The sequence below is a fragment of the Aneurinibacillus uraniidurans genome (genome assembly GCF_028471905.1).
GTDB lineage: Bacteria > Bacillota > Bacilli > Aneurinibacillales > Aneurinibacillaceae > Aneurinibacillus > Aneurinibacillus uraniidurans.
Map to the genome: position 1 here is coordinate 2,131,361 of NZ_CP116902.1, position 21,175 is coordinate 2,152,535.

Consider the following 21,175-nt stretch of genomic DNA (forward strand, 5'->3'; position numbering starts at 1 on the left):
AAAACCGACTAGTCGGTACAGTAGGAAGGATGAGTGAATTGACCGCATTTAAACGAGAAGAACTTTTAGAAGCCGCCTCCCGGGTTATTGCCTTAAAAGGATTAGATAAATTGACGCTTGATGCTGTCGCTGCAGAAGCAGGTGTAAGCAAAGGGGGATTGATGTACCACTTCCCGAATAAACAAGCGCTTATTACCGCTATGAATCATCAAGTGATCACCCGTTTTCAGCAAGAAATCGAGCGGGAGCAAGACAAGGCCCCAGCAGGCAGAGGAGCGTTTATTCGTGCCTATGCTTCGGCTACTCTCACCGATCTTTCGGATTGTAATTATTTAGATACGAACACCGGCATTTTAGCTGCGATGGCTACGAATCATGAATTGTTATCCGCATGGAGAGACGTGTATGAAGAATGGGGACGCGCACTACGCCAAGAAGATGTAAAGCCCGAGCTGGCTCTCATTGTGCGTCTTGTATGTGACGGACTTTGGTTTTCCAAAATGTTTGCGCTCGATCCATTAACACCAGAAGAGCAACAAAGTGTGATGCAGTACCTCTTTGAAAAAATAGAGAAAGGCGAATAATGCAGATGGTCTATTTTTTGTTAGGAATCGCGATTATTTCTGAAGTTTTCGGATCAACTATGTTAAAGATGTCACATGGCTTTACTCGCTTTTTCCCTGTTGTAGGAGTTATTGCCGGATATGCTCTCGCCTTTTATTTCCTTTCCATCACGCTGCAGGGTCTTCCTTTAGGTTTTGTGTATGCGGTTTGGAGTGGTGTCGGGACGATTTTGACTGTACTTGTAGGAATCCGGTTCTTTCAAGAAAAAATAAGCAAGCAGGGGTTTATCGGAATCGGGGTCTTAGTGCTTGGTCTCGTCTTATTAAACCTAGCAAAATAATGCAGAGGAGAACGATCATGCGAGGAATCTTATATTTAGCACTTGCTATCGTATGCGAAGCTTTCGGATCAACCATGCTCAAATTATCACAGGGCTTTTCCTTACTAGGACCGAGTATAGGCGTACTCATTGGTCTGGTCGCCTCATTCTTGTTCTTAAGCTTATCGCTCAAAAGCATTGCTTTATCATCCGCCTATGCGACCTGGTCCGGTGTCGGAACCGCGTTAACGGCTATCATCGGGGTCATCCTATTTCACGAGAATGTAAGTGTATTAAAAATTGTGGCCCTCTGTTTGATTATCATCGGGATTATTATGATTAACAAATCCAAAGTCGAAGTAGAGTCCCAACCTCTACAAGACCCATCGTAACGTAAATGGAGCCATCTCTACTCGTCGTACTATGACGGATAGGGATAGCTCCTATTATGATGCTACGATTCGTTTCGTTTTGCTTTATCTATAGTTGTCGGCAAAAGTACAGTAAACGTACTCCCGACACCCACCGTACTTTGCAGGTGAATGGTCCCGCCATGTGCCTGTACAATCCACTCTGCAATCGCAAGCCCGAGCCCGGTGCCGCCCATCTGCCGCGAACGTCCTTTATCTACCCGATAAAAACGGTCAAAAATACGAGCTTGCTGCTCAGGGGGAATGCCAATGCCTGTATCCTGTACCGCAAGTCGGATATGCTCTTCTTTCCCTTTCCGTTCCATACCAACTTCCAGCGTAATACGTCCGCCGTTCGGTGTATACTTGCCCGCATTCTCAAGCAGAATGTAGAGCAACTGCTTAATGCGCTCCGCATCTGCATACACCGGCAATGTTTCCGGGACATGCAGCGTAAAGGTTTGATTACGCCGAGCCAGTACAGGCTGGAACGTACGAGCAAGCTGATTAGACATGTCAACTAAATCAAAAGACTGTCGATTCACTTCCAGAACGCCCGAATCAGCTCGGGCGAGTGTAAGCAGATCACCGACAAGGCTAGTCATCATTCGTACCTCATCCTTTGCATCATGCAAAATCTGCCGGGAAAACTCAGACATTCGCGCATCTTCCTCCGATTCGACTACTTCAATCGAGGAATGAAGCACACTAAGCGGCGTGCGCAGCTCATGAGAGGCGTCGGCCACGAACTCACGCTGCCGAGCAAAGGAACGCATAATAGGGCGCATGGCCCGGTTTGCCATGTAATAAGCAAGCAACGACGATAAGGCAAGGAAAACGACAGCTGCCGCGACTTGAGTCACGATAATACGCTCAAGTGCGTCATGCTGCTGCGTAATATCAATGCCTGCATAAATCACCTGGAGATTCGGCTTTTTCCCATCAAACATTTGCCCGGCAAGCATCAGACGCACAGGTTTGTGATTTTGGACATAAAATATTTCCGTTCGCGTTTCTCCAGGCCGCGGCTTCCATCCTTTTACGCGCTCGAGAATGGCCGCATGCAGCTCTGGAAATGACTCATGCTCATCTATTACTTGGCCGTTCCGATCCACAATGTAATAAAAAGCTTCATCATGCTGATTATGCTCGGTTTCCTTTTCAGCTTGCTCATGTCGTGGCGGACGCTTTATGTCATCCCGATGATCTTCCCACTCATGTGCGATTACATTCTGTACCATCGTTTTGCTATCTTGATATACGCCTAGCGATAGCAAAAAATAGCTGCTGATGATAAACAGAAGTAAAAATAGCATCATACATATGCTAAACAATAGCGTCAAACGGTTGCGGATTTTCGTAAACATGTTATACCTCGAGCCGATAGCCAATGCCGCGTACGTTCTGAATCAACTTGTGACTACCGGATGTGTCAATTTTTTTGCGCAGCAGGCGAACAAATGCATCGAGCGTATTGCTGCTAATATCCGCGTCATATCCCCATATGCGCTCCAGAATCACATCACGCGGTACAACCTGTCCCCGGTTGCGCAGCAAAAGTTCCATCAATTGAAATTCACGTGGCGTAAGCTGAATGACCGTGTCGTTTTGTCGCAGCGTATGCTCCGTGCAGTGAAGCACGAGTCCCCCCGCCTCAATTGTATCAGCTACCAGTGGTGTGCGCGTACGACGGGCCAGCGCCCGAACGCGGGCAAGAAGCTCCGCAAATTCAAACGGCTTTACCAAATAGTCGTCTGCCCCGGCATCAAGTCCGCACACCCGATCATCAAGTTCATCCCGTGCGGTTAACAGTAAAATCCCACCTGTATAGCCAGCCGCCCGCAGGCGGCGGCAGATGCTGACACCATCCTCACCCGGCATCATCCAGTCGAGAATAACCGCATCGTATGCGGAAGCTTGGACACTCTCCACTACATCGTGACCAGAATCGAACCAATCGACCGTATGCGCTTCTTTTTTTAACATATGTGTAATCAGTTTGCCTAACTTCTGATCATCTTCGGCAACAAGTACGTACATTCTTACCCTTCTTTCATTCCATGCGGTTTCTTTCTATTGTCCACCACGGGACGAGAAAAAGAAAGGGGGCGGATCGAAACTACCAGGCGAATGATGAAAAGTGCAATCGCAATCACACTTGTACATACATACAGCAATCGAATGGATGCCAGCTGCGTATCTGTTCCTAGTACAAGCCCATGGTACAAGGCCAGCAGATACGCCGGGTACGCCATCATGTGAAGCAAGCGCCAAATTTTGCGGTTAACATACTTCCGCCAATCTGAGCTGGCCATGATGATGAGCATTACATAAAACCCGATGATTCCAGCTGATGTCGCAATGGATTTATGCGCAGACGAGAATGGGATAAAAATATCGGCCCAGCTGTATCCAATATAGTTATCAAATCGCAGCACAAGTCCGTGTACAAGCCCAAACAACAATCCAAGCCACCCGGCTGTCGTGTGGGTAGCCATAAGAAAAGGTCGGATGCGCGGTGGTGTAACAGGCAGGCTTTGAACAAGCCCGACACTGACAGCGAGAAACAGTAGAATATAAGCAGTCAGCCCCGCCCCCCGTACTGTATGCCAGACAGAGAAAAAAGCTTGAATCGAATCTAGTAAAGTTGTCATTCTTTCACTTCCTCCCATTCGGTGCAATAATCAGCCAGATTCCCTCCGAATATGATCGTTTCGCTTTGCGTTACAAAGATATAACCAAGCTCTGGTTTGTTCTCCCGCATCCAACGCTCTCCTTCTTTTGATCCGCGAATCAGCAAGGTTTTGGCATATACATCTGCGGTTACCGTATCAGGTGCGAGAACTGTAACTTGTACAAGATCAGATGTGGCAGGCATGCACCTGCGCGGGTCAATAATATGGTGCGCGCGTGTGCCATCAGTCAGCTGCCAGCTGCGTTTTATGGAACTGCTTGTCGCAATCCCTGCATCTCGATGAAACCACAACACCGCTACATCCTCATCCACATGGAACGGATTTGCGATGCTGATGCCCCATGGCTCCCCCTCATTTGTGCCCCATACCGCAATATCACCACCAGCATCAATCAGACCGGATGAAATGCCGGATGCCAGTAATCTGCGTTGTACTTCATCCGCACTCCATCCTTTAGCGATGCCGCCAAGATCAACCTGTACCCCTGCCCGTAGAAAAGCGGTCTGCTCGGACGCATCAAGCACAAGCGGCGATTTATGTAGGCAAGCAGGCTGCTGCGATTGCGGGAACGAGAATGATTGCGAATAAGTAGAAAGTGTTTCAAAGCTCTTATCGTATCCAAGTGCGCACAAAACATCTCCTAGATAAGGATTAAATAGTCCGTCGGTTTCCCAGTGGTACGTATGTGCAAGGCTGAGAAGCCCATACAGTAAGGGCGACACACGATGCGGCTGACCCGCAGCCTGATTTAACGCTGTAAGCTCACTGGTCGACTGAAAGCGACTGAGTTTCTTTTCAAGTGTATAGATAAGCTGTTCTGTTTTCTCATGGGAAGCCAGATCAAGTCCAACCGTACCAAAAGTCGTGTTCATCGCCCGAAATGTGTACATATTCAGCCCTCCTACTTAAGAAGCACGGGAACGAGCTGCTGGTTTTTTCGCTGTTTCCTGTTCAGCATACGATGAACGTTGTGCAGTTGAGCGGTGTTTCGTGGACTTTTGTACAACTGTTTTTTCCTCATGGTCCCCATCGTCATACGCTTTATCGTCGTCCTCGTTATGCTGTTCATATTTTCGTTTATGATGCTTCTCTTCTTTATTCGCTTGGCTATCTGTCTTTACGGTCTCAGGTTGGACTAGTTTGGAAACAGGCTGCTGTGCAGCTGGTGTGATCGGCTGCATCTGAACTTCAGCAGATTGCGTGGCTGCTTTCGTCGCATCTGCTTGTTTGGAAAGGCCAACAAAGCCGGTAAATGCTACCACGCTGGAGAGACTGATTACCCATTTCGTCAACGTATGTTTTGCCATATTTTTGTTTTCCCCTCCGTTTGTTTTTCACTAGTAGCTATCATAACGTGCTTTCCTGAAAACAAAATGAAAAAAGAGGCGATCTAAATTCGCCCCTTACGTTTTATCACGCATTACTTTGGTATAAAAAAACTTCGGTATACAATCACGGCCATGCCTGCATACGCCATCCACGACTCCTCATACGGAGATGAAGTTGTTTGCTGTCCTTGCGTCATCTTTTCCCCTCCGATCTTACTGGCTTCGACCGCTCCGGTAACCATTCTGCCAGATCTTCTGGCAACCCACCATTCGCCGTAAACATGACATGACCACCTGTATTAACCCGGAATGTTTTATCGAGGCTTGCGGCCATGTCCATAATCGGGCGACTTTGCTCAGGCGGCACAAGACGGTCATTGCTGCTGGTGATGACCAACAGATTCGCGCGAATCGATGCAAGATGAACCGGTTTTCCCCCTATGACCAATCCGCCGTTGATCAACTTATTGTCGCGCCCGAAATCCTGTATTGTTTGCAGGAGAGCAGCTCCAGCAAATGGAATATGATCTTTCGTCCATTGATTAAAACGGCGCCAGCGTGCCACATAAGCATCATCATATCCACGAGCTAAGAGCGACAAGTATGGACTAACATATACCGGCGAGGTCACCACGCGCATGGATGCTTCCATCATCCGAGCCGGCAAAATACCATACAGCTCAAGAAATTCTTTGATCGGAGCGTCCTCTTCCTTAAGTGCAGCTACCCAGTTGTCTAGCACAGGTACAATGCTAAAGTCTAGCGGCGTCACGGATAAAATCAGATTGCGAATTGGCTCTTCGGCAATCGCGGTGTAGATAGCAGCCAATGTACCACCAAGACAATACCCAATCACTGTCATTTCTTCTGCCCCGGAGTGACGCAGTGCGCGACGTACCCCTTTTTGAATATAGCCGATAATATAATCGGTAAGTGTAATGTCTTTGTCTTCATAGCCTGGAATACCAAAGTCCAGCAAGTACACATCAAAGCCGTTTTGTACATACGATTCAATCATGCTTGAGCCCGGAGCTAGATCAAGAATATACGGCTGGTTCACAAGTGAATATACAAGAAACAGTGGAACAGCATACTTGCGCTTTACAGCTGGATAATGCCACAAAGTTGCTTTGTTTTTCTTCCAGATCGCTGCGCGCGGTGTTCCGCCAATCTCTGGCACAGGAGTATGCCAGATACTAACGAAATTAGACCAACGGCGCAGCTCTTGCTCCTGACTCATCATTTATTTACTCCCAAAAAACGCATCCGCTTGGCCGCAGTTGGCTTTGCGTCGAATGTGCCCATTTCCATTATTTTAGCAAGCATAGATGTGGCAGTCGGTGAAGCTGTTTTCTCTGTTTTCTCAGTCGATATCGGCTGCTGTCTTTGACGTGTCCGACGCGAGGTGGTTCGGCGTGAGGTCATTCGAGCATGTGGTTTGGCTGTGGACGTACGCAGGGCCAATTGATCTTCGATAGCGTCCAGCTTCTCCTCCAACTGGATAACAAGGTTCGCGATTCGAGCCACATCATCTTTTGTCGGAATATTTAACAGCGCCGTAATGGTTTCGATCGATTCGCGCAGCGGCTTCATCATTTGAATAAAAGATTCGGTATAGTCGCGTCCCTGCTGAACCGCAGCTGGGCTGTTCAGTTGACTGTGAATCAGATGGTTGACCATTTGTTCCCAGATAACTCCAGTTTTCTTTAAATCGTTATATAGACGATTTATGTTCTTCCAATATTCATTTTCCATGATGGTTTATCCTTTCTATATGGTTTATACAAGAGCAGACATGCCGCCATCTACGACTAGTACATGCCCAGTCACATAATCGGAGGCAGAAGATGCTAGGAAAATAACAGATCCACCCAAGTCATTTTCCCCACCGAACCGCCTAGCTGGAATGTGTACGAGTAATTTCTCACTAATGTTCTCTTGCAGCTTTTGTGTAATTTTCGTTGGGAAAAAGCCGGGAGCGATCGCATTGATCTGAATATTATAGGAAGCAAGCTTAACAGCCAGATCTTTCGTCAATGTCATAACCGCTCCCTTACTTGTGTTGTAGGCAATCGTATCCATTAATGCTGGATGCGTACCGCCAAACCCGGATACGGATGCGATGTTGATGATCTTGCCACCACCATTCTGCATCATGATAGGAGCGACCGCCTGCGCAAATAAAAAGACGGCCCGAACATTCACGTTCATCACCTTATCCCACTTATCAACAGGCATGGCAAGCATCGGGGCAGCCCAGGAGATGCCGCTGTTGTTAACCAAAATATCGATTCGACCAAAATGTTCTACAGCTTTATCAACGACTTGTCGGATCATCGCTGGGTCAGATGCATCGCAGGCAAGTGCTAGTGCCTGTGTGCCTCGCGCAGTCAGCCGGTCCACCACCGCCTGGCAAGCTTCCAGATTGCGCGAGCAGATCACAATATTAGCACCTGCTTCTGCCAACGCCTGCACCATCTGCTCTCCTAGGCCCCTACCACCACCTGTCACAAGGGCCGTTTTCCCAGTTAAATTGAATAACTCTTTCACTATGGTACACGTCCTTTATCTATCATTTTTTACGAGACTTCGATACAGTATAGATAAACAGCACTTGATACGTGCACGTAATCCTGTCCCAAATGTGTCAAGGTACGTGGAAATTACATCTACTGCCCTCATCGTGGTACAATATAAAAAACGAAGTAGGACATACATACAAAGGAGATTTCAGATGCGATACGTCACAGCTCTACTTATCATAATCTGCTTGTTTGTCAGACCGCTCCCTGCGTTTGCCCTGACAGAGCTACAAACATCAGATCCAGCCAATGGCAGTCTAGTTCAACAAGACCGGCAAGACATTCGGCTCACTTTTACATCCCCGATTAAAGAAGGAAGTTATTTCAAAATCCAAGATGAGGCCGGCAATCAAATCAACGTGCAGAACCTGAAAATAAACGGAACCGAAATGACCGGACATACAGCAACTCCGCTGCCGAATGGGCTAATTATCATAACGTGGGCCGTTATCGACAAAGCCAATAATCATAATCAAGGTGGGGTTACCTTTCACGTGAAGACAAGCCACCCTTCTGCGCCAGATGCATTACAACCTCAACAAACATCAAGCTCAATTGCCTACATTCCGCTCGTACTCGGTGGAATTGGCATCTTTTTACTTGCAAGTATACTCTGGCTGGTGAAAAAACGAACAACCTGAATGCGAGATGACATAAGGGGGATAAAATGAGCTACATCTGGGTAGGAATTGCCGGAATAGCCGGGGCTCTTTCCCGTTATCTAGTGGGAATGTGGATACAGGGAAGCGTCGCAAGTTTTCCACTGGCGACGCTTCTCATTAATCTTACAGGTTCGTTTCTGCTTGCCTTCTTTTATACATGGACAGCCCGACGCTTCCCTGTACATCCGCATGTACGAACGGCTATCGGAACCGGATTTATCGGGTCATTTACAACGTTTTCGACGTTTAGCTACGAAACGCTTCATCTAATGCATAGCGGGCAGATGGCTGCTGCGCTTAGTTATGTGATTGCCAGTCTAATCGGTGGCTACGGGACAGCTGTACTCGGCATTCGACTTGCTGCACGCTCACAAGAAACAAGGCCACACGAGAGGCAGGGATAGGTATGGAAATCGTCTGGATCGCAGTGGGCAGTTTTATCGGAGCCATTAGCCGCTTTGCGCTTACTTCTTTCATCAGCCGGGTTGTGTCCTCTCCGCTGCCATACGGAACAGTAGTCGTGAATTTGCTTGGCTCATTTCTGCTTGGACTTTTGTACGGTATGGAAGCAAGCCTGCCTCTGCTTCTATTTGCGGGTGTCGGATTTCTTGGATCGTTTACGACATTTTCGACGTTTCAATTCGACATTACAGAACTTCGTAGCAGGCAACGAAACAAGATAGCATTCTATTACATAGCACTTAGCATTCTGGGCGGCATTATACTAGCCGCGCTCGGATTCGAGCTTGGTCGCCGATTTATCTGAAACAGCAAAAAGCTCCTCGTGCCATTCCAGCAACGGGGAGCTTTTTTTGGTATGTTACGATCGTACATAATACATAAAGACTGTAAAGAGTGGCATCAGAACTGTCGTAATAAGAGCTGGACAAGACAGAACAAGTCCGAACGTAGCGAACTTCTTATTCTGTAACGTGTAGCGAGCCCGAAGCCCAAGTATGAAGCCGAACAAAGCCAACAGAACCGACAGCATCAGCCACAACATTGCCATCTGAGCTGCAACGACCCCATTTCCATCCGCACGGATAATCATACTAGAAAAAAATAAAAGCAAAAGAATAAAGCTACCCGTGCCAAATATAAAGGAAAGCAAGGCTTGGATCGGTTTATTAACCGGCTGCTCCTGTGCGCTGTCATGTGTTTGTGTCATACGAACAACCCTTTCCGTATTTTACATACACGTAAGGATGTATGCTTACGTATAACTGTAGACGAAAACAGTGTAAGATTCAAGACAACAGCTTCAATCCTCTGCGTCAAATGTGAAGGAATTCTGACATTTATGTGATGCGAATAAAGGTCTGTAAAAATTCCTTAGAATGACTAAGAAAACGTATCGCTTCCTTCTTCGCAGCTTCCAGGTCGTGATCACGATAATTTCCGCATTGGACTTCATTGCATGCCGGAACTTCCTTCGCTTCCACTACATCTCGAAGTGTTGTCGTCAACAGTTCATATACTTCTTCTACCGTATATGCTCCCTGCAAAATGACATAAAATCCTGTTCGGCATCCCATCGGTGAAACATCTATTACATGATCCGAGTAGGTACGGATATTTTCCGCTAGTAGATGTTCAAGCGAATGAATAGTAGCCGTTGCTAGAAACTCTACATTTGGCTGAGTAAACCGGATGTCGAACTTGCTAACCACGAATTCTGAACGAACCTCTCCTTCCTGTACGAAGTGTTTTTGATCTGCTACGCGAATGTACGGGGCTTCTACCTGTGTGTGGTCAAGCTGAAATGACTCTACTTTATATGTTTTCATCGTATAACCCTTTCCTTATTTATTTGTATGGCTAGGCAAAATGCAAGCTGTGCAGAAGCTGAGAGCGATAGGCAACAAATGCTGCCTCATCCCGCTGTCTCGGTCTTGGAAGATCAATCGCAATCACTTCCTTGATTTGCCCGGGACGTGCTGACATCACGACGACCCGATCACTAACATAAATCGCCTCATCAATATCATGGGTGACAAATAACATGGTTGTATTTCGTTCTTTCCAAATCCGCAAAATCTCATCCTGCATATTCATCCGGGTAAAAGCGTCGAGTGCACCAAGCGGCTCATCAAGCAGCAACACTTTCGGATGATTCACCAATGCCCGTGCCAATGCGGCCCGCTGTGCCATCCCACCCGATAACTGGTGTGGATATGAATTGACGAAATTCTCAAGTCCAACAAGCTGTAAAAATTCGTCGACATCAGCTCTTTTCTCATGCAAAATCCCCCGCGCCTCAAGTCCGGTTGCTACATTACTCCACACGTTTTTCCATGGAAACAACGTTGGGTCCTGAAACATAAATCCCCGGGAGTGATGTGGTCCGTCAATTTCTTCCCCATCAACAAGTAAACTTCCTCTATCGGGATGTTCAAGTCCAGCAATCAACCGCAACAGTGTCGATTTGCCGCACCCGCTTGGACCGATTAAACTAACAAATTCACCTTCCCTTATGTCAAGACTAACCTGACTTAGCGCAACGAAAGTTTCTCCCGTAGCATTATAAAACGTTTTGGTAATCCCCTGAATAGAGATCGCTCCACCTTGATGTACAGTTGCTACCATTTCATCAGCCCTTTCTGCCAGATTAGAACGCGATCTTTCACCTTAAAGAGAATGGTAATAATCACCGAGAACAACAGAGCCATAATGAGCAAGGCAGCATACAACTTGTAATACTCCCCCCACCCCTGCGCCCACTGAATGTACCAGCCAAGCCCTGCTTTTACACCGAGCATTTCCGCTACAATTAACGTGACGAATGATGTACCCAATCCCATAAACAGGCCCGTAAATACGTGAGGAAGTGCAGCCGGAAGCGCAACTTTCCAGATCAAGTACCGCTCATTCGCGCCTAATGTTCGAGCTACCTCAAAAAACGATCTATTTATACCGGAGATCCCCGACCATGTCATAACGGTAACAGGAAACCACGTGGCAAGAGCAAGTAAAAAGATGCTGGCCGTAAAACTACTTGGAAATACAACGAGCACAATGGGAATCCAGGCCGTAGACGGAATCGGGCCGATTAAGCGGAAGAATGGATTAATCCAGTACTCAAATCGCTGATACCATCCCATTAGAATTCCAGTTGCCACACCAGCCAGTGCCCCAATGCCGAATCCGACCACAAGTAAGCGAGCTGAGTAAGCGGCACTAATGCCTATAACGGCCCCATCTGTTACAAACGCATCCAGTATCTTGACCGGAGACGGAAAGTAAGGAAGCGGAAGAATATTGAACTTTAGGGTAAGCACTTCCCATACTAGAAATATGACAATAAATAATGCTGAGATTGGCGCCTGATGCAATAAGATTTTTTGGATGTTTGATGATTGAATCGATAGAACAAACCAGCCGCTATACACAAGTAACACGGCTGTAAGCAGGACTGTATAGGCACCTGTTGACCCTACCATTTGCTTATTTGGTAGACCGATATGAACAAGCAATGTCCCAACCAAAAACAGAACTGGCAACAGGGATTGCACTAACATAGCGGCACTTTGCTTATAAATTCGTTTGACTGGCAGCGTGATGCTTTCTACTTTTGACATAGCTCCCTTCCCCCTGGTTATGATTTTCTTGCTAGAAGATACGAGTTTAGCAATGTGATGCTTATACCGAGTATCGATAATCCAGTCGCAAGTAACGAGCCGGTGACATGCGAATTCTCCCCTCTCTTTTTGGATGATAGTATAGATTAATTGCCTTTATAATCCGGGATTACTTCCGCAAAAATTTTCGTGAACAGTTCATTCTCATCTGTAGATGCTTCGAGAATCCCTTGTGATTTTTGTTCATGAATGAAAAACTTCACACTTTCTTCTGCCCGCTTCACACTTGGTTTCCATGTGTAATCTTTTAATAACTTGGCGTTTAACTCTACGTCTGCTCCGACATATTTTTTATCTACTTCAAGCTGGGCGGTTTCTTGTGGATGCTCGCCAACCCACTCCGCTCCTCTTAAGATAGCCCGCGTGAAGGCTGCTGCTTTTTTCGGATCTTGCTCCACAAGCTTGGCGCTTACCACCGAATAGCAGCAATAACCAGAGTGATAGGGTTCATCATGGGCAATGTTTAACAGGCGATTGTACTGGTTTCCATCAAGCGCCTTTTGTCCATGTGGGTCCCAGACGATAAAAGCATCGATCTCTTTCTTGTCAGCAGCACTTGCCAGCTGCGGCGGTGGGTATGCTTTCCATGATACATCCTTCTTCGGATCAATCCCGTGCTTCTGCAGCTCAATGGACATCGTGATCATCGGACCGCCACCAATCGTATCGACGCCGATGGTTTTGCCCTTCAGATCTTTAATCGAGGCAATCCCGGAACTTTTTGGCGTAACGGCCTGGATACAACCTGCGTGTACACCAGCTGTCAGCTTCACGCCAAGCCCTTGCTCAATCGGTTTAAACCAGGCGAAGTTTCCGACAGTTGCATCTACTTTGTCGGATGAAATACCGGATTTCAATTGTTCAAAATCCATTTTCACCAAGTTAACGTCGAGGCCCTCATCCTTAAAGAAACCTTTCTCATATGCTATATAAAGCGGAGCTTCGCATGTGCCGCCAGAATATGCAATCGTAAACGGATGAGTAGAACCCTTGCTTCCCTCAGATGTTGATGCAGTTTTCTCATTTCCGCACGCCGTCATAAGCCCCATGGCGAGCAGAATCGATAGTGCCCCTATTTTCTTTGCTTTCCTCATCGTTTTCCTCTCCTGCCCCTCTTTAATTTGTTACGTGATTTTGTACTGCCACTTTTTGGAGTGCTTGCTCGAGATCGGCAATCAAATCATCTGGATCTTCAATGCCAATGGACAGTCGAATTAAATCAGGTGTAACCCCTGCCTCTGTTAATTCTGCTTCCGAAAGCTGTGCATGTGTCGTGCTGGCCGGATGAATTACGAGAGATTTTGCATCCCCTACATTAGCTAAAAGAGAGAAAAGCTCCAGGTTATTGATGAAGGCTTTTCCTGCTTCAAGACCACCTACAATGCCGAATGTAAAGATTGCACCCGGTCCTTTCGGGAAGTATTTCTTTGATAGCTCGTAATATTCGTTATTTTTTAACCCTGGATAGTTAACCCACGCTACTTGCGGATGATTTTGTAAGAACTCGACAACTTTTTTCGTATTAGCTACGTGCTTTTCTACGCGGAGCGATAACGTTTCAATCCCCTGTAGGAACAAAAAGGAGTTAAACGGACTAATCGCTGCTCCTGTATCTCGTAAATACTGCACGCGTGCCTTTACCGCATACGCGGCCGGTGCAAAGCTTTCTTCAAAACGAAGGCCACCGTAATTGGCATTCGGTTCAACAAATTCCGGGAACTTTCCGCTGGCAGCCCAGTCGAATTTCCCACTATCGACCAGTAGTCCACCAATGGATGTACCGTGACCGCCAATAAATTTCGTAGCGGAATGAACGACGATATCTGCCCCATGTTCAATTGGTTTCAGCAGATACGGGGTAGCAAATGTATTGTCGACGATGAGTGGAATACCATTCTCATGTGCAATATCCGCTACTGCCTGAATGTCGATGATATTAATACCTGGATTCCCGATACTCTCGATGTAGATGGCTTTTGTCCGATCTGTAATGGTAGCACGGAAGTTTTCCGGATCGTCTGGATCAACAAATGTGGTATGAATCCCGAGTTTTGGAAGCGTAACGGAAAACAGATTGTACGTACCGCCATACAATGTGCCAGCTGATACGATCTCGTCTCCCGCACTCGCTACATTGAGGATCGAATATGTAATTGCTGCGGCGCCGGAAGCGACGGCCAGTGCTGCAACGCCTCCTTCAAGAGCGGCAATACGTTGTTCTAATACTTCATTCGTTGGATTACCAGTACGCGTGTAAAGATGCCCTGCTTCCTTGAGTGAAAATAAAGAGATCGCCTGCTCTATGTTCTCAAAGGAAAAAGATGTTGTCTGATAAATCGGCACCGCACGTGCACCCGTTGTTGCATCCGGCTTTTGTCCAGCATGAACTTGCAATGTGTCAAACTTCAAGTTTTTGTCTCCCATATCTCTTCCTCCTGTTACATGTGTCAACCAACAAAAAAAGACCAAATTTATTGTCGAAATAAATTTGGTCTCCAGACGTCTGGTCAACACGCACTAATAATAAAGTATTCTTATTAAATTTGTTGGTTTAATAATATAGTGCTTAGTTGTTTCTGTCAACAATGATTTTGAATGTAGAGTATGTACCAAAATCAGGCTCGAAAAGCGGCCTTTGTCCACAGATGTTTGTCCATACGTCTGTAACTGTACTCTCATATGATGGAAATATACCAGAGCAAAGGAAGTGTTAGAGTAATGTGTAACCGTGGATTCGATTCCTTCTTCAACGATATCGATTTTGGATTCCCATCATTTGACCGCTGCGATGACTTCTTTGATGGCTGCGATCGTGATTGTGACTGCGATTGCTGCTGTCGCCGAGTAATCCGCCGCCGTCGTCGCCGTGTAATTCGCCGCCGCATAGTCCGTCGTCGTGTACGTCGCGTAATTCGTCGCCGTGTATTTTAAATAAACAAAAACAGCCGGCTTTTTACCTAAGTCGGCTGTTTTTTCTGTTCCTTACGATACATCTTCAATACGCATGGAGCGAGTATGAGCGGTATGGCTCCATTCTGTATTGTTGCTTGTAAAGAAAGCAACCACAGTTACGGGAATCCATGTAATCAAAAACACCGGATACGCCAATAACCCAAGGTATCCCCTGAGAGGTACGCGCTCAATCATCATTGCAAGCGGTGTTTGTGCGTACAAGGCAATATTAATCGCCCACCAGAACCAGTTTGGCAGTGTTTTCGTTAGCCCAAGCTGGTCATACAGCGGAGTTGCCACCTGCAAGTACAGCATAAGCGTTGTCATCGCCACAATTAAGAGCCGCATCGGCTGGAACAAATACAGAGCCGCATCGAACTGAGAAAGATTACGAGTGCGGGCGGATTTGAACAGAAGCGGCCAGAAATAATGACGCGCACAGTAAAAATGCCCCTGCATCCAGCGCAGACGCTGCTTCATCGAGCTCGCAAGCGTCAGCGGTTTTTCATCATATACAATCGCATTATGCGCCCAGGACGGATAAATCTCCCGCTCGACACAGCGGGCCGTGAACTCCACATCTTCTGTAAGCGATGTAGCGTTCCAGCCCATTTCTTTGAGCAGATCTGTATCCACACAAATGCCTGTCCCTCCGAGTGAATTAGCCATTTTGAGATTATAGCGGGCAAGCTGCCACATCCGGTTCATAAACCAGTACGTCACTGCATACGAAATTGTCACCCAGGAATCGTACGGATTTTTTGTATCCAGATACGCTTGTACAACTTTCGAGCCGTCGACAAGCTTTTCATTCATTTCACGCAGGAAATTGCGACTGACAAGATTGTCCGCATCAAAAATAACGACCGCATTATACTGACGCTTGCGCTGCCATAGCTTTTCAAACATCCATTCCAGCGCATGTCCCTTGCCACGCTTCTCGCTATTAAACCGCTCCATCGCATACAAATTGTGCGCCCGAACGATATCTGCGGTACGATCCGTGCAATTATCACAAATAACAAAAATATCGAACAGCTCTTTCGGATAATCAAGCAACTTTAAGTTTTCAAGCAGCGGCGCAATGACTTGTTCTTCATTATGTGCAGCCACAATTACCGCAAATGATTTCTCCGGTGCATGCACACATTGTTCTTTCTTGCGAAAAAAGCCGGCAAGCCCAATCGTAATTTGATAGGTGCTAATGGTTCCGGTAATAATCTGCAGTATGATAAATAAATCATCCAGCAAATTTGCCAACATCGTCATAAACGAACATCCTCCTAATCTTTTTACCGCTTGTTTGGTTGAAAAGAAAGACTGATGTCTACCCCTTGATGTTTTGTCTCCCAGACGCCGATATCGGCACGGCCATTGCCGTCAAAATCCGCACACAGCGCCATGCTTCCCCCGCGTGCCCACGGCCCGTATGTCGGAAGAAGTTTCGTAAACGAAGAACCTGTACTCTGCCATACATCCCAGAGACCACTTGCGGGGTCATATGCGATCAGATCACATTTCCCATCCCCGTTCGTATCTCCAGTCAACCATTGTATATTCTTCCACTGATCACAAGATTTTAAAGCAATACCATTTGTTTTAAAATCTCTTCTATCTCGAAAAATATGCACCATGTGAGAAGATGATGATACTTCCATCCATTCATCTACTCCATCCCCGTCAATATCCCCTGTCAAAAGGACCGCATCTGCCGCTATCGTACCGGTTCGTCCGACTGTAAATTGCCCATTTGTATTGCGCATAAGCTTCCAACTCGTTGCATTCTGCCAGAGCACATCTTCATGCCCATCTCCATCAAAGTCTCCTGTTAGAAGAGCTACCCCCTCAGGTGGAAGTTGACCATATGCACGTGCCTTGGCAAAAGAAGTTCCAGTCGATTCAAAAACAGCCGTGCGACCAGATTTACGATCATACGAAAGCAAATCTTTTCGTCCATCTCCACTTATATCTGCGAGAGTAAGAATCTCGTCCGATCCAAAAGCGTGCCTCAGAAAACAACGTCTATCCGGCTGACTACGATTACGCGGCCAGCGGAAGTCCCCCATCTGTACGTAAATCGCTGATCCATCGTCTATGACAAGCGAAGCGAACCCGCTCCCCGTAACATCTCCCGTCATCAGGTGTACAGGCGCACCCGACAGCGACAGGCGATGCGCTGGCGTAAACGGCACAACCTCATGAAGCGACATCCAGGTAAACCCGCTTTTTCGCACACCGGCTACAAGCTGCTGTAGGCCCGATGTTTCTCCGGCACGGTATCGATAGAGCGGCAGGCCATCTTGCATAACCGGTGTACCATCTGAATGATGGACCGGCTCCATATGTCCGAATTCAAGATATGGATGATAAAACAGCGAGGCAAGCCCTTTATACGTCTGAAGTTTTTTGACGATCGTAGCCGATGAATGACCGGCATGCACATACGACAGAGGTGCAGGCACATACACAGAACCGGCCGTTTCCTTGTGGTATGTATTGGTTGTTTCATACACATTCATATCCCGTAACGAAACAAGCGAGTGAAAATCAGGCTGATATAAGATTCCCATATACGAGCGAAATACTTCTTCCTGTGCCCGTGTATCCGTGTAATGGGGCGATTCCCAGAATGCCGGAACAAGTCCAACACGGTCAAATGCCCGCAAACTTTTTTCGATTCGTTCTGCAGCATATGATGTTGTTTTTGTATCCGGGACACCCGCTACATTAAACTCAAATCCAACGCCTGTATTTTGAGTTCCATCTGGAAGTGAACGGTCACCGTATTGATGCGTATAGCCGTGCATGCCAAGCACCGCCCCCTTCGCCTGTGCATCCCGAAGCAGGCGAGCTAACTGGCGAACATTCTCCGCTGGCTTCTCATCATCAAACCCGTGATCATAACGTGAACCGTCCCCTCCTATGGATACCGCTCGTGGAATGACCGCTACAGAAAATGGGACGTTCTGTTCCTGCAAGTACGTAAATACCGCTCGCAGCCGTCCCAGTTCCTCTGGCGATCGATACGGGCTTCCCGGTGTAATATCCTCCAGCCTGAGAAGTGCATATCCTTTGCTGTAGTTTGGCAGTTCATTCGTGCGCCCAATCGATGGGAACGGGCTTGCGAGGACTGCGATAAGCAGTAGAATAAGCCCCCATCTTTTCATACATTCCCCCTGGTTTTCGACTATCCAAGCTTGGCAGCCGGGCAGATTTGGCGATAGTTGCACATGATACAGGTAGACGGCTCTCCCACACCATGGAAGGATTCTTCCGTGAGTGGGCGATTATAGTAATCATCTGCACTATACTGCTTCATGCTTTCCGTACTGACACGAATTTTATGCGCGATTATATCAAGCTCTTCTTCATTCGGCACCGTTCGATCGCATATTCCGTCCAGTAAATATTCAGTCCGTACCTCGATCTGCTCAAGCGGAACCCCATAGCATTCATTCACATACAGGGCATATAGCCAGAGCTGCTCGCGATTTTTTTCGCTAATCCGGCCGGTCTTCCAATCCGCAATTACCCAGATGCCATCCGGGCGGCGATACAAGGCATCCAGTTTGACATATACTTTTGTATCATGAATCGTAATGTGATTAAGCTGCTCTACTTCTACAATGGTGCACGTTTGATCTCTCACAAGTTCCCGCCACGTGTCGCTTTCCAGTAAGCCATGGGCGCATACAGGCATCCGGGCAGCGATAGCCTCTACACGAGCGGGAGCAAGCTCTCCTTCATAATACATCTCGTGTAACATCGTATATTGCTTCGGGTATGCCCACCATTCATCCTTCTTTTTTGATTCGACATATGCTTGATTCAGTGACTGGCGTAGAAAACGGTTTACCGCTGCTTCATCTGGATACGCTTGCTGCGTCTCCCGTAAATCAAGGAGCTTCTGAGCAGCCGTATGGACGGCATCTCCTAGCAGGATATATAAATTCTTCAGTTGCTTAAGCCGGTAAGCGGTGCGGGCGGTATCCGATGCAGTCATCAGCCACCCGCCATGCGCACCATAGTAATGGTAATAGTACTGACGCTTGCACGTATGAAACATATGATCGCGCGAAAGCGACCATGACCATTCTGGATAAGGTGAAGTCTGGTATGCCATGTCTTCTCTCCTTTCTGCTGGAGCATCCGGTTTCTTGTCCAGAGCCAAAAAGCCGGTATAATAATCATATGAAATATAGGATGGGGCATACACGGATAAATCTCACTAGTAGTATTTGTCAGTGATCCCTATATTTCCTCTATTTTTGCATAATCTATTGTACTTGATTTTCTAAAATATACGAGGACACATATATGACACCAAAAGCTTTGCTAGACTATCTTGTTTATTTTCACGCAAAACGTGATTATTTTGAATGCCACGAAGTTCTAGAAGAATATTGGAAAAGTCTTGACTCGGACCAAAATCGCGATGTATGGGTCGGTCTTATTCAGATTGCGGTCGGACTGTATCATCAGCGGCGCGGTAATCTGGCAGGTGCCAAGAAAATGCTGACTGCGGCTCTCACCCAGCTTGCACCTACAGAATTAGAGCAGCTCGGCTTTGCAGGAGATGCTCTTCGAAACGAGATCAGCAAACGCGTGCTCGATATCGAAGCGGGCATGTCGTATACCGATTTGAATCTTCCGCTACACCTGGAGTTAGCCGCACGATGTGAAAAACGGTGCGCAGCAGAAGGGATTCACTGGCTGTCTGCTACGGATTTTTCTGATACCTTTCTCATCCATAAGCATAAGCTGCGCGACCGCAGCGATGTTATCGCGGAACGAAATCGCCGCCTTACCAAGCGCAACCAGAGCGAATAACCTTTCATAACTAACCCCGCCCATTTACATGTGGGCGGGGTTAGTTTATCTCAAACAATTATTTTTATTTGAATTTTTTCCAATCGAGCTTACTTTCATCTAGCAGCTCAGAAAATGACTTGTTTTTCTCCCGCGCCTTCTGTTCCGCACGCTGCTGCTCTACTGCTGCTGCACGCTTTTTTTCCTCTTCCTCCCGCATCGTCCGCGACATATCTTTTAATTTATCGAGCGTTCCTTTTCCAAGCAAGTCTTTCAAAGTTGCTCCTTCCTCAGAAGGCTTCGATACTTGTCCGCCTGTTCGTTTTTGTTTCGCCATTCGACATTCATTCCCTTCTATTTACAAATTTTGTAGTTCTATTAGTCTCGTCCATGCATATACATGTACATAATCACCGGTGAAATCCAAATCCATTCTGTAGCCTTGTATGCAGACGAAAGGAGCTAGCACATGTTTACTTTTGTTAGAAGATTAATTTCGTACTGGATCATTGTTCTACTGGTACCCGTGTGTACTTTGTTTCTGGACACCCATACAACCCCATTATCGCATACGCCGTCGCGTGAGAAACTCCAGCAATCAGCCTCATCCGCTGATCTTCTTCCGAATCCGTTTTTGGCCCATCCTGCCTCTCCTCCCGTATCTACCCCGCTTATGGTGTCAAAAAAGTCAGCGCCAACCGTTCTGTCCGTTTCGACACCGAAGCGCATCCCTTCAATCGCTGTCCAGAGGAAACGTAACGAAATTCCTTTAAAAACAGCAACGTCTCCTCCTACGTCTACAACTAGCACGCAGAAACGCACAATCACAGCCAACAGCCAGACTCCTAAACAATACGCAGAAAAGTTCCGCGGCAATATCTCCGCGTATACGAACGGGCTAAGTGAAACCGGAAAAACGTCGCGCCATCCGGACTATGGAATTACAGCAAGCGGACATCGTGCAAAAGCAGGTGTTACGGTTGCAGCAGGTCGCCATATTCCGTATGGAACGGTGTTATACATTGAAGGCATCGGCTACCGGACTGTATATGACCGGGGTGGGGCCATCAAAGGAAACAAAATCGATGTGTTTATGTCTAATATGGCACAAGTGAACGCATTCGGTCGTCGCCATCTTGATGTATACATCGTCAAATGGGGCGATGGCAAACGAAAGCCTCGCTAGCTGTGCTGACTGATTGTTCGCTTACTCTC

Annotated in this window: 27 protein-coding genes; 9 read left to right on the forward strand and 18 right to left on the reverse strand. The window is 46.9% G+C overall.

The window, feature by feature from the left end:
* Positions 1-38: 38 nt before the first annotated feature.
* Genes PO771_RS10650 through PO771_RS10660 form a run of 3 tightly spaced genes read left to right on the forward strand, consistent with a single transcriptional unit; the run spans position 39 to position 1,275 of the window.
* Positions 39-584, forward strand: coding sequence for a TetR/AcrR family transcriptional regulator (locus PO771_RS10650; RefSeq protein ID WP_272559653.1), 546 nt, complete (start codon positions 39-41; stop codon positions 582-584).
* Positions 584-904, forward strand: coding sequence for a DMT family transporter (locus PO771_RS10655; RefSeq protein ID WP_272559654.1), 321 nt, complete (start codon positions 584-586; stop codon positions 902-904). Before PO771_RS10650 ends, PO771_RS10655 begins: the two co-directional genes overlap by 1 nt.
* Before the next feature lie 17 nt (positions 905-921).
* Complete coding sequence (locus PO771_RS10660; protein ID WP_272559655.1) at positions 922-1,275, forward strand: DMT family transporter; 354 nt, start codon at positions 922-924, stop codon at positions 1,273-1,275.
* A 62-nt stretch (positions 1,276-1,337) separates the two neighbouring features.
* Here PO771_RS10660 and PO771_RS10665 read toward each other — a convergent pair whose 3' ends face one another.
* From PO771_RS10665 to PO771_RS10700, 8 genes are all read right to left on the reverse strand, one after another.
* Positions 1,338-2,660 (reverse strand): sensor histidine kinase, encoded by a 1,323-nt coding sequence (locus PO771_RS10665; RefSeq protein WP_272559656.1) that lies wholly within the window; start codon positions 2,658-2,660, stop codon positions 1,338-1,340.
* Between the two features lies 1 nt (position 2,661).
* Positions 2,662-3,333 (reverse strand): response regulator transcription factor, encoded by a 672-nt coding sequence (locus PO771_RS10670; RefSeq protein WP_272559657.1) that lies wholly within the window; start codon positions 3,331-3,333, stop codon positions 2,662-2,664.
* Positions 3,334-3,335: 2 nt separating this feature from the next.
* A complete protein-coding gene (locus tag PO771_RS10675; RefSeq protein ID WP_272559658.1) occupies positions 3,336-3,947 on the reverse strand; it encodes a ferric reductase-like transmembrane domain-containing protein in 612 nt (203 codons plus the stop codon).
* A complete protein-coding gene (locus tag PO771_RS10680) occupies positions 3,944-4,879 on the reverse strand; it encodes an FAD:protein FMN transferase (RefSeq protein ID WP_272559659.1) in 936 nt (311 codons plus the stop codon). Before PO771_RS10680 ends, PO771_RS10675 begins: the two co-directional genes overlap by 4 nt.
* 15 nt (positions 4,880-4,894) lie before the next feature.
* Positions 4,895-5,296 (reverse strand): hypothetical protein, encoded by a 402-nt coding sequence (locus PO771_RS10685; protein WP_272559660.1) that lies wholly within the window; start codon positions 5,294-5,296, stop codon positions 4,895-4,897.
* 214 nt (positions 5,297-5,510) lie between these two features.
* Positions 5,511-6,560: an alpha/beta fold hydrolase gene (locus PO771_RS10690; RefSeq protein WP_272559661.1), complete on the reverse strand. Its 1,050-nt coding sequence runs from the start codon at positions 6,558-6,560 to the stop codon at positions 5,511-5,513.
* Positions 6,557-7,072 (reverse strand): hypothetical protein, encoded by a 516-nt coding sequence (locus PO771_RS10695; protein WP_272559662.1) that lies wholly within the window; start codon positions 7,070-7,072, stop codon positions 6,557-6,559. Before PO771_RS10695 ends, PO771_RS10690 begins: the two co-directional genes overlap by 4 nt.
* Positions 7,073-7,096: 24 nt before the next feature.
* Entirely contained in the window at positions 7,097-7,867 is a 771-nt protein-coding gene (locus PO771_RS10700) for an SDR family oxidoreductase (protein WP_272559663.1), read from the reverse strand.
* A gap of 184 nt (positions 7,868-8,051) precedes the next feature.
* On the opposite strand from PO771_RS10700, the gene PO771_RS10705 reads away from it, so the two are divergent.
* From PO771_RS10705 to PO771_RS10715, 3 genes are read left to right on the forward strand one after another with little or no spacing between them, the layout of a single operon-like run.
* On the forward strand, positions 8,052-8,540 hold the full coding sequence (locus PO771_RS10705) for a copper resistance CopC family protein (RefSeq protein WP_272559664.1): 489 nt from the start codon (positions 8,052-8,054) through the stop codon (positions 8,538-8,540).
* Between the two features lie 26 nt (positions 8,541-8,566).
* On the forward strand, positions 8,567-8,965 hold the full coding sequence (gene crcB, locus PO771_RS10710; protein WP_272559665.1) for a fluoride efflux transporter CrcB: 399 nt from the start codon (positions 8,567-8,569) through the stop codon (positions 8,963-8,965).
* Between the two features lie 2 nt (positions 8,966-8,967).
* Positions 8,968-9,327 (forward strand): fluoride efflux transporter FluC, encoded by a 360-nt coding sequence (locus tag PO771_RS10715; RefSeq protein ID WP_272559666.1) that lies wholly within the window; start codon positions 8,968-8,970, stop codon positions 9,325-9,327.
* A 54-nt stretch (positions 9,328-9,381) separates the two neighbouring features.
* Here the strand turns inward: PO771_RS10715 and PO771_RS10720 are convergent, their stop codons facing one another.
* The 6 genes from PO771_RS10720 to PO771_RS10745 form a co-directional block, all read right to left on the reverse strand.
* Complete coding sequence (locus tag PO771_RS10720) at positions 9,382-9,729, reverse strand: hypothetical protein (RefSeq protein WP_272559667.1); 348 nt, start codon at positions 9,727-9,729, stop codon at positions 9,382-9,384.
* 130 nt (positions 9,730-9,859) lie between these two features.
* Positions 9,860-10,348 carry an S-ribosylhomocysteine lyase gene (locus PO771_RS10725; protein WP_272559668.1) on the reverse strand — a complete coding sequence of 163 codons (489 nt, stop codon included), beginning with the start codon at positions 10,346-10,348 and terminating at the stop codon, positions 9,860-9,862.
* 31 nt (positions 10,349-10,379) lie between these two features.
* Positions 10,380-11,147 (reverse strand): ABC transporter ATP-binding protein, encoded by a 768-nt coding sequence (locus PO771_RS10730; protein WP_272559669.1) that lies wholly within the window; start codon positions 11,145-11,147, stop codon positions 10,380-10,382.
* Positions 11,141-12,139 (reverse strand): ABC transporter permease, encoded by a 999-nt coding sequence (locus PO771_RS10735; RefSeq protein ID WP_272559670.1) that lies wholly within the window; start codon positions 12,137-12,139, stop codon positions 11,141-11,143. The genes PO771_RS10730 and PO771_RS10735 overlap by 7 nt, the downstream gene beginning before the upstream one ends.
* A gap of 146 nt (positions 12,140-12,285) precedes the next feature.
* Positions 12,286-13,293, reverse strand: coding sequence for an ABC transporter substrate-binding protein (locus PO771_RS10740; RefSeq protein WP_272559671.1), 1,008 nt, complete (start codon positions 13,291-13,293; stop codon positions 12,286-12,288).
* Positions 13,294-13,315: 22 nt separating this feature from the next.
* Positions 13,316-14,623: an O-acetylhomoserine aminocarboxypropyltransferase/cysteine synthase family protein gene (locus tag PO771_RS10745; protein ID WP_272559672.1), complete on the reverse strand. Its 1,308-nt coding sequence runs from the start codon at positions 14,621-14,623 to the stop codon at positions 13,316-13,318.
* Positions 14,624-14,917: 294 nt separating this feature from the next.
* Between PO771_RS10745 and PO771_RS10750 the strand changes: the two genes are divergently transcribed.
* Positions 14,918-15,130 (forward strand): hypothetical protein, encoded by a 213-nt coding sequence (locus PO771_RS10750; RefSeq protein ID WP_272559673.1) that lies wholly within the window; start codon positions 14,918-14,920, stop codon positions 15,128-15,130.
* A 51-nt stretch (positions 15,131-15,181) separates the two neighbouring features.
* Here PO771_RS10750 and PO771_RS10755 read toward each other — a convergent pair whose 3' ends face one another.
* Genes PO771_RS10755 through PO771_RS10765 form a run of 3 tightly spaced genes read right to left on the reverse strand, consistent with a single transcriptional unit; the run spans position 15,182 to position 19,274 of the window.
* On the reverse strand, positions 15,182-16,420 hold the full coding sequence (locus PO771_RS10755; RefSeq protein WP_272559674.1) for a glycosyltransferase family 2 protein: 1,239 nt from the start codon (positions 16,418-16,420) through the stop codon (positions 15,182-15,184).
* Positions 16,421-16,443: 23 nt separating this feature from the next.
* A complete protein-coding gene (locus tag PO771_RS10760) occupies positions 16,444-18,318 on the reverse strand; it encodes a DUF2334 domain-containing protein (protein WP_272559675.1) in 1,875 nt (624 codons plus the stop codon).
* A gap of 20 nt (positions 18,319-18,338) precedes the next feature.
* On the reverse strand, positions 18,339-19,274 hold the full coding sequence (locus PO771_RS10765; protein WP_272559676.1) for a PD-(D/E)XK nuclease family protein: 936 nt from the start codon (positions 19,272-19,274) through the stop codon (positions 18,339-18,341).
* A 194-nt stretch (positions 19,275-19,468) separates the two neighbouring features.
* On the opposite strand from PO771_RS10765, the gene PO771_RS10770 reads away from it, so the two are divergent.
* Entirely contained in the window at positions 19,469-19,981 is a 513-nt protein-coding gene (locus PO771_RS10770; protein ID WP_272559677.1) for a DUF309 domain-containing protein, read from the forward strand.
* Positions 19,982-20,045: 64 nt separating this feature from the next.
* On the opposite strand, the gene PO771_RS10775 is transcribed toward PO771_RS10770, so the two are convergent.
* Entirely contained in the window at positions 20,046-20,297 is a 252-nt protein-coding gene (locus tag PO771_RS10775) for a YqkE family protein (protein ID WP_272559678.1), read from the reverse strand.
* A gap of 132 nt (positions 20,298-20,429) precedes the next feature.
* On the opposite strand from PO771_RS10775, the gene PO771_RS10780 reads away from it, so the two are divergent.
* Positions 20,430-21,146 (forward strand): 3D domain-containing protein, encoded by a 717-nt coding sequence (locus PO771_RS10780; RefSeq protein WP_272559679.1) that lies wholly within the window; start codon positions 20,430-20,432, stop codon positions 21,144-21,146.
* Positions 21,147-21,175 lie beyond the last annotated feature (29 nt).

Bases quoted from the DNA above. Each gene is read 5' to 3' on its own strand.
- PO771_RS10655 (WP_272559654.1), top strand. From the start codon at position 584: ATGCAGATGGTCTATTTTTTGTTAGGAATCGCGATTATTTCTGAAGTT.
- PO771_RS10660 (WP_272559655.1), top strand. From the start codon at position 922: ATGCGAGGAATCTTATATTTAGCACTTGCTATCGTATGCGAAGCTTTC.
- PO771_RS10665 (WP_272559656.1), bottom strand. From the start codon at position 2,660: ATGTTTACGAAAATCCGCAACCGTTTGACGCTATTGTTTAGCATATGT.
- PO771_RS10670 (WP_272559657.1), bottom strand. From the start codon at position 3,333: ATGTACGTACTTGTTGCCGAAGATGATCAGAAGTTAGGCAAACTGATT.
- PO771_RS10675 (WP_272559658.1), bottom strand. From the start codon at position 3,947: ATGACAACTTTACTAGATTCGATTCAAGCTTTTTTCTCTGTCTGGCAT.
- PO771_RS10680 (WP_272559659.1), bottom strand. From the start codon at position 4,879: ATGTACACATTTCGGGCGATGAACACGACTTTTGGTACGGTTGGACTT.
- PO771_RS10685 (WP_272559660.1), bottom strand. From the start codon at position 5,296: ATGGCAAAACATACGTTGACGAAATGGGTAATCAGTCTCTCCAGCGTG.
- PO771_RS10690 (WP_272559661.1), bottom strand. From the start codon at position 6,560: ATGATGAGTCAGGAGCAAGAGCTGCGCCGTTGGTCTAATTTCGTTAGT.
- PO771_RS10695 (WP_272559662.1), bottom strand. From the start codon at position 7,072: ATGGAAAATGAATATTGGAAGAACATAAATCGTCTATATAACGATTTA.
- PO771_RS10705 (WP_272559664.1), top strand. From the start codon at position 8,052: ATGCGATACGTCACAGCTCTACTTATCATAATCTGCTTGTTTGTCAGA.
- crcB (WP_272559665.1), top strand. From the start codon at position 8,567: ATGAGCTACATCTGGGTAGGAATTGCCGGAATAGCCGGGGCTCTTTCC.
- PO771_RS10715 (WP_272559666.1), top strand. From the start codon at position 8,968: ATGGAAATCGTCTGGATCGCAGTGGGCAGTTTTATCGGAGCCATTAGC.
- PO771_RS10720 (WP_272559667.1), bottom strand. From the start codon at position 9,729: ATGACACAAACACATGACAGCGCACAGGAGCAGCCGGTTAATAAACCG.
- PO771_RS10725 (WP_272559668.1), bottom strand. From the start codon at position 10,348: ATGAAAACATATAAAGTAGAGTCATTTCAGCTTGACCACACACAGGTA.
- PO771_RS10730 (WP_272559669.1), bottom strand. From the start codon at position 11,147: ATGGTAGCAACTGTACATCAAGGTGGAGCGATCTCTATTCAGGGGATT.
- PO771_RS10735 (WP_272559670.1), bottom strand. From the start codon at position 12,139: ATGTCAAAAGTAGAAAGCATCACGCTGCCAGTCAAACGAATTTATAAG.
- PO771_RS10740 (WP_272559671.1), bottom strand. From the start codon at position 13,293: ATGAGGAAAGCAAAGAAAATAGGGGCACTATCGATTCTGCTCGCCATG.
- PO771_RS10745 (WP_272559672.1), bottom strand. From the start codon at position 14,623: ATGGGAGACAAAAACTTGAAGTTTGACACATTGCAAGTTCATGCTGGA.
- PO771_RS10750 (WP_272559673.1), top strand. From the start codon at position 14,918: ATGTGTAACCGTGGATTCGATTCCTTCTTCAACGATATCGATTTTGGA.
- PO771_RS10755 (WP_272559674.1), bottom strand. From the start codon at position 16,420: ATGACGATGTTGGCAAATTTGCTGGATGATTTATTTATCATACTGCAG.
- PO771_RS10760 (WP_272559675.1), bottom strand. From the start codon at position 18,318: ATGAAAAGATGGGGGCTTATTCTACTGCTTATCGCAGTCCTCGCAAGC.
- PO771_RS10765 (WP_272559676.1), bottom strand. From the start codon at position 19,274: ATGGCATACCAGACTTCACCTTATCCAGAATGGTCATGGTCGCTTTCG.
- PO771_RS10770 (WP_272559677.1), top strand. From the start codon at position 19,469: ATGACACCAAAAGCTTTGCTAGACTATCTTGTTTATTTTCACGCAAAA.
- PO771_RS10775 (WP_272559678.1), bottom strand. From the start codon at position 20,297: ATGGCGAAACAAAAACGAACAGGCGGACAAGTATCGAAGCCTTCTGAG.
- PO771_RS10780 (WP_272559679.1), top strand. From the start codon at position 20,430: ATGTTTACTTTTGTTAGAAGATTAATTTCGTACTGGATCATTGTTCTA.